A 6,469-nucleotide genomic window follows, 5' to 3' on the forward strand; every position below is an offset into this window, starting at 1 on the left:
CAAAGTTAAGGCAGATAGATTTAGCATGACCAATGTGTAAGTAACCATTTGGTTCTGGCGGGAAACGAGTTAATACGCGTCCACCGTATTTACCAGTTTCATTATCTTTGTTGATGATAGCTTCGATAAAGTTAACAGATACAACTTCTTCAGGAGCTACAGTTTTTTCAATATCTTTATGTTCCAACGTTCTAACCTCCATAGGATAAATATTCTTTTATTTTACCATATTTTGCATAATACCGCATATCTTTTGAGGTCTTGTGATATTAGTCGAAATCAGCTAAGTCTATACCAGCTTTTTTAAGCTCTTCTAAAGCAGACTCTACATCCATTTCTGGTTTCTTATAGTTAACTTCTTCATTAACACAGGTCTTTAATGGTTTCTTATGAACGCCAGCAATAATATTGTCAGCTGTCAAAATAGACATATCATAACGCGTACGATCAGTATAAGAACCAATATGTGGTACGATAAGACAGTTCTCAACATCCAATAATGGATGATCTGCTGGCAATGGCTCTGGATCAGTTACGTCAAGTGCTGCGTAATCAATTTCACCTGTTTTTAAGGCACTAATCAAAGCATCTGTATCAACGATAGGTCCACGGCCAACATTAACAAACAATGCAGTATTCTTCATTTTTTTGAAGAATGCTTCATCACACATGTGATATGTTTCATCTGTTAGTGGAGCCATCACACAAACTACATCACTAGTAGCTAATAAGTCATCTAATTCCATATACGTAGTTTTATGAATCTTGTCATCAATACGCTGATTACGATTATGGTATACCACAGTCATACCGAATGCACGAGCACGACGAGAAATAGATACACCAATAGCCCCCATCCCAATAATACCAAGGGTACGGCGACTCAAATCAAAACCTTTAATATTAGATGGTCTTTGAGCCCAACGTCCTTCTTTTACGAAATTAGCATTTTCCAGAATACGACGACTAGCAGTGGCAATTAATGTAAAAGCAAGCTCTGCTACGGTTTCATTAAGAACACCTGGCGTATTGCCATAAGGAATACCTGCTGCCGTTAATTCATCAATTTTTACATTATCATAACCCACAGCTGCTTGAGCAATAACCTTTAAATTAGGTGCATTTTTTACAAGATCACCGTCTACATCTAAAGGGCGAACACACCACAAACCATCCGCATCAACGAGCCATTCCTTTAATGTCTCACGAGGCATTACAGTCTTTTCAGTCCATTGGCGCACATCTACGTGCTCTTTTAAATAAGCAATTGCATCTTTACGGACTAAACCGTTTACAACAACTAGAGGTTTTTTTTCCATATGTATAAGTCCTCCAAAAACGTCTTATAATACACGCCCAAGAATTTCGCGTTAAAGTTAATATCATATATTTCTATTATATACTTATATTTTATACTAGAAAGCTGGCGTAATACAACAAAAAGGAGTAAGGCCTAGGCCTTACTCCTTTTATGTAGCTTTAAATTTGAATTATTTCAAATCTGCTGTACAGTTAGGACATTTAACTGCATCAATGTGAATTTCTGTTTTACAGAATTGACATTCTTTAGTTGTAGGTGCTTCAGCAGCTTCTTCTTCTTTCGCGTTTTTCATCATTTTAGCTAATGCGCGAACCATCAAGAATACAACGAACGCCAAGATTAAGAATTGAATCAAATCAGTAATGAATGTACCGTATGGCAATACAGAACCAACTGCACGAGCTGTATTAATATCAGCACCAGCCATGAATGCATCTTTAGATGCAGCATTTAATGGCAAGTACAAGTTACTGAAATCAATACCGCCTGTGAACAAGCTGATAATAGGCATGAACAAGTTGCTTACAACGGAGTTAACCAACGCTGTGAAAGCAGCCCCAATAATCATACCAATAGCTAGGTCCATCATGTTACCTTTGAATGCAAAAGCTTTAAAATCGTTCAAAAATTCTTTCATTTCTCACTACTCCTAGATACACTTAATTGAGAATGCGTTAATAACTGTACTAATCATAAAGGAAAGATGAAGAGATGTCAATATTTTTCGATGTAGTTTTTCGAATTTATTTAATATAGTTTTTCATAGGTCAATCTAAAATTGTAATAAATCAGTATTTATGCGTACTTTTCGCACCATGTTAAAAGGTGCCAATCACGAATGTGATTAGCACCTCTACTGTCATACAACGTCTATTATTGTATAGATTCGACAATTATTTAATTTTATCCTCTATCACCTTTCCTTCTTGTAAAGGTCCACTTTGTTCTTTGAGGCGAGCCAACATAACAGAAGATACGAACATCGCCACACCAGCGCCTATCGTTTCAATAGATAAGCTTTCACCAAAGAACAAGAAGCCATAGAAGGAACTGATGAATACACCAACATATTGTAAGAATTGTGCCACTACAGCGTTAGTTGTAACAAAGGCACCAGTCAAGAAGAACTGAGCCACTACACTAATACCACCAATCGCCAAGATGATAAGCCAATCTGTTCCTTGTGGCATAACGAGCTTATCAGTTGTAACGAGACCTGCAATCATACCTGTAATCATGAAATAAGCCATAATTTCGAAATTACTATGTTTACCTCTCTTAGATATAAGGCGAATGGTCGTATACGCAGCTGCAGATAGAGCAGCCCCTAAAATAGCCACCAAGGCAAACCATGTAAAGCCAGTAAAACTAAATGGATTTACCATAACCATAACGGCTACAAAGATCAAGAGTAGCCATTTTCCTGCCCCTTTAGGCACTCGTTCTTTAAGAAATAAGGCACTAAAAATCAGTACGAATATACCTGATGTTTGAAATAAAATCGTCGCATCGGATAACTTTAGATGCACTAAAGCAATAAAATTACATACCATACCAAAGCCGCCATATAAGCCACGCATAACAAGATGTCCTCTATCCTCTTTCGAGAATCGGATACCTCGGGTATACATAACGATGAGAACAGCTATGGTTCCAAATAAACCACGGAAAAAGGCAATTTCCCCAGATGGAATGTTAGAGCCTAGCATCTTTACAAATAAATTCATCGTACTCAATAAGAGTGCCGACAATAATGCATACATAAGACCTTTTTTAGCCATACTACCTCCCTATACAAATACACTATAGTACAACTAAATAGTTACTATCCCTGTATTATCTATCTTAGCAATCTATTATACAGGAGATACGGAATATATAAAACCAAAATATATGCCGCCCTTCTAGCGAAAGGCGGCATCCTATTATTTAGAGAATGTATCTACAAAATCAAGAATTTCTTGTTTCATATTCTCTTTATCGATTGCTTTTGTGAAACGCAATGGTTTAGATTTCAATGCTTCCAATTGTTTAGGGAATGCTACACCCGTTACAGCAGAAATATTATCTAAGCTTTCATACGGTGTATCACCAACTTTAATATCTAAAGCTTCACAAATAGCTGTAGGGAATTTAAATGGATGTGCAGTAGATGCAATAATTGTATGACGCGCACCATCTTCTGGGTGTTTCTCTAATTCCTTCATGTATGCACCCATAGCTACCGCTGTATGAGGATCCATTACATAACCATAGGAGTTGTACACTTGCTCAATGATGGCTTTTGTTTCTTCGTCATCTACATAAGCACCTGCAAAATTAGCTTTAACGCGGTTGAATTCTTCTTCGTTTACAGTCAATTTACCTGTAGATTTAAGATCTTTCATCCAACCAGCTGTGCGTTCACTATCCTCACCAGAGATATAGTATAAGAAACGTTCAAAGTTGGAAGACTCAAGAATATCCATAGACGGAGAAATCGTTGTATAGAATGGGCGGTTCATATCGTATGTACCACTTTCAAAGAAATCAGTAAGCACGTTATTTTGGTTAGATGCACAAATCAATTTACCAATAGGAATACCCATTTTTTTAGCATAATAAGCAGCTAAAATATTACCGAAGTTACCAGTTGGCACCACAACGTTGAATGCTTCATCTTCATGAATGGCGCCTTGTGCAACAAGTTCTGCATAGGCATTCACATAGTACACCACTTGAGGTGCCAAGCGACCAATGTTAATAGAGTTCGCACTAGAGAACATAACACCTTTTGCAGCAACCTCTTCTGCAGTATCTTTATCAACGAATAAGCGTTTCAAGAATTGTTGCGCATCGTCGAAGTTACCGTGAATCGCAGTAACATTAACGTTGTCCCCTTCTTGCTTTTGCATTTGCTCAGCTTGCATTGGACTTACGCCATCAGTTGGGTAAAATACTTGAATGTGAGTACCAGGTACATCTTTAAAGCCTTCAAGGGCAGCTTTACCTGTATCACCAGATGTAGCCGTTAAGATAAGAACCTCTTTTTTCTCACCTTCAGCCTCTTTTGCCGCTACTAATAGATATGGGAATAAAGACAATGCCATATCTTTGAAAGCTTGTGTACGGCCATGGAATAATTCTAGGACAGAAACCTTTTCTAATAAGGAATGTAACGGTGCAATATCACGAGTGCTGAAATTAGCATCACTGTATGCAGAGTTGATCATTTCTTTTAAATGAGCTTCTGAGAAACATGGGAACAACTTGGATAATACAACAGCTGCTACCTCTTGATAGTTTTTATCTTTCACATCATTGTAAGTTAAGCAGTTTGTAGGGAATAAAGATGGTACATATAAACCACCATCCTCTGCTAAGCCGTGCAACAATGCATATGTTTCATTTACCGCAACGGTACCGCGGGTGCTAGTATAATTCATGGAATACCTCATTCATAACTACAATGGATTTTACGAGTTTAATAGATTTATTATAGCATAAAAGCGCCCCTAAAAGGAGCGCTTCTATAGAATTAAATGATATTTTTACTCGAATTGTTTACTGCTAACAAAATAGAGCATCACGAACTATAAAAATATACATCAAATAGCTATGTCGATTATAACTCGCCTTCTGCAATAGCATCCAATGTATCAAGGGATGGAATGAAGAAAAGCATACCTGTAATAGGTTTGGAATAATCAAGCAATTTATCGTTTTGCGTAAACATATTAGTAAGCATTGTTTTAGTTACATCCCAGTAACGAGCATAACCGATAAAGTATGTGCCACGTACACCTTGTCCAGGTTGAGCAAACGGTACGTTCATACGAACGATTTTATGTTCTTCATCATCGCGATTATCTTGAGCCACTACATTATGAGCTGCTGGATCTTTTTCATCATCTTCTAATTCAATATCACTGAATTTACGACGGCCAATGAATTTTTCTTGCATTTCCGTAGGAAGTGCACGCCATGCATCAAGATCATGTTCATATTTTTGAGCAAATGCATAAGAACCATTAGTGAATTCAGGATCTTCATCGCCAATAACACCCCACTCAACAGCCTCTTGACCAACAGGGTTTTCAGTACCATCAACGAAATCGATGATAGCACGACCTTGTTCATAGTGGAAACCATGAGTTTCATCTACTACAGATGTAATAGGACGTAAGAACTCCATAATTTGATCTACTACCGTATATGTAACGGATTCATCATTAGAACGCACATGTAAGAATAAATCTGCTGCTACAGCTGGTACGTCTTGTTTATCCCCTTTAATACCTTGGAAATCTTCTAACTCTTTTGGTACCGGTGCATTAGGGAATAAATAATCCCATGCTTTACGGCTAAAACCAAAGGCAATGCCTAAACCTTCACCATTCGCACGAATACTAACAGAACGTTTAATGGCTTGGATACGGTCTGCCATATCTTGGATAACTTCAAGTTCTGCGTCACGATCTTTGCGATTTAATAATAAGGTTGTAAAGTTAACACTTTGGCCTGCATCTTTATATACATCTTGTGTTCTAGAAACATCTACTGCCATTGGGTACCTCCTAATGAGAAAAATTATTATATAGCAATCATAAGCTATTACATCTTTATTGTCTATAATATATAAAACATTACATACCAAATAACCTCATCATAGCTATTGCAGCTCAATCAGAAGAAGAGATAGTAGAAAGCTTAAAATATCAATTCGTCATATATTTTTTTTGGTATTTGTTCAATGGGCTTATTATTATCAATTGCAGTTGCTAAAGCATCAATTCCTTTTTTTATTTCAGATAGCTCATAACCATAAAGAGGATCCATATAAATAACCCTATCTAAAGAATTTTCACCAAATATAACTAAGTATAAATCTGTAAGTTTTTCCAATTGTATAAGTGCATTTTGTACTTCCGTATCCATATAAATTTCTCCTAGGTAGTGAGAATCATGCCAGTAACAAAGAACCTTACTGTATTTTATATTTTAATTTTCCCTATAGTTCTATATAATTTTCAACAAAAGGATATCATCTATAATATATACATTATTTAATTTCATTACAATACACTAGTATAACTAACAGATTACAAATAAATAATCAGAACCACCCGTAAAACGGGTGGTTTGCTCACGGGCTATAAGCCCGTAGTA

General features: G+C 36.6%; 7 protein-coding genes. All 7 read right to left on the reverse strand.

Annotated elements, in window-relative coordinates; translation table 11 throughout:
- The coding region (locus QZ055_RS07455; RefSeq protein ID WP_295825731.1) for a glutamate--tRNA ligase family protein at nt 1-187 on the reverse strand (187 nt) is incomplete at its 3' end.
- 82 nt (nt 188-269) lie between these two features.
- A complete protein-coding gene (locus QZ055_RS07460) occupies nt 270-1,319 on the reverse strand; it encodes a D-glycerate dehydrogenase (RefSeq protein WP_295825733.1) in 1,050 nt (349 codons plus the stop codon).
- Between the two features lie 171 nt (nt 1,320-1,490).
- Complete coding sequence (gene mscL, locus QZ055_RS07465) at nt 1,491-1,958, reverse strand: large conductance mechanosensitive channel protein MscL (RefSeq protein ID WP_295819628.1); 468 nt, start codon at nt 1,956-1,958, stop codon at nt 1,491-1,493.
- Between the two features lie 256 nt (nt 1,959-2,214).
- Nucleotides 2,215-3,102: a DMT family transporter gene (locus QZ055_RS07470; protein ID WP_005385958.1), complete on the reverse strand. Its 888-nt coding sequence runs from the start codon at nt 3,100-3,102 to the stop codon at nt 2,215-2,217.
- Nucleotides 3,103-3,246: 144 nt separating this feature from the next.
- Entirely contained in the window at nt 3,247-4,746 is a 1,500-nt protein-coding gene (gene thrC / locus QZ055_RS07475) for a threonine synthase (protein ID WP_005385956.1), read from the reverse strand.
- A 179-nt stretch (nt 4,747-4,925) separates the two neighbouring features.
- The gene (locus QZ055_RS07480; protein WP_227721587.1) at nt 4,926-5,867 is read right to left on the reverse strand and encodes a Dyp-type peroxidase; all 942 of its coding nucleotides are present in this window, start codon (nt 5,865-5,867) and stop codon (nt 4,926-4,928) included.
- 143 nt (nt 5,868-6,010) lie between these two features.
- Nucleotides 6,011-6,238 carry a hypothetical protein gene (locus tag QZ055_RS07485; RefSeq protein ID WP_227721586.1) on the reverse strand — a complete coding sequence of 76 codons (228 nt, stop codon included), beginning with the start codon at nt 6,236-6,238 and terminating at the stop codon, nt 6,011-6,013.
- Nucleotides 6,239-6,469 lie beyond the last annotated feature (231 nt).

This window comes from uncultured Veillonella sp., from assembly GCF_905209685.1.
GTDB lineage: Bacteria > Bacillota > Negativicutes > Veillonellales > Veillonellaceae > Veillonella.

What these genes read in the sequence shown, in the direction of transcription:
- QZ055_RS07460 (WP_295825733.1), bottom strand. Translation starts at nt 1,319, where the DNA reads ATGGAAAAAAAACCTCTAGTTGTTGTAAACGGTTTAGTCCGTAAAGAT.
- mscL (WP_295819628.1), bottom strand. Translation starts at nt 1,958, where the DNA reads ATGAAAGAATTTTTGAACGATTTTAAAGCTTTTGCATTCAAAGGTAAC.
- QZ055_RS07470 (WP_005385958.1), bottom strand. Translation starts at nt 3,102, where the DNA reads ATGGCTAAAAAAGGTCTTATGTATGCATTATTGTCGGCACTCTTATTG.
- thrC (WP_005385956.1), bottom strand. Translation starts at nt 4,746, where the DNA reads ATGAATTATACTAGCACCCGCGGTACCGTTGCGGTAAATGAAACATAT.
- QZ055_RS07480 (WP_227721587.1), bottom strand. Translation starts at nt 5,867, where the DNA reads ATGGCAGTAGATGTTTCTAGAACACAAGATGTATATAAAGATGCAGGC.
- QZ055_RS07485 (WP_227721586.1), bottom strand. Translation starts at nt 6,238, where the DNA reads ATGGATACGGAAGTACAAAATGCACTTATACAATTGGAAAAACTTACA.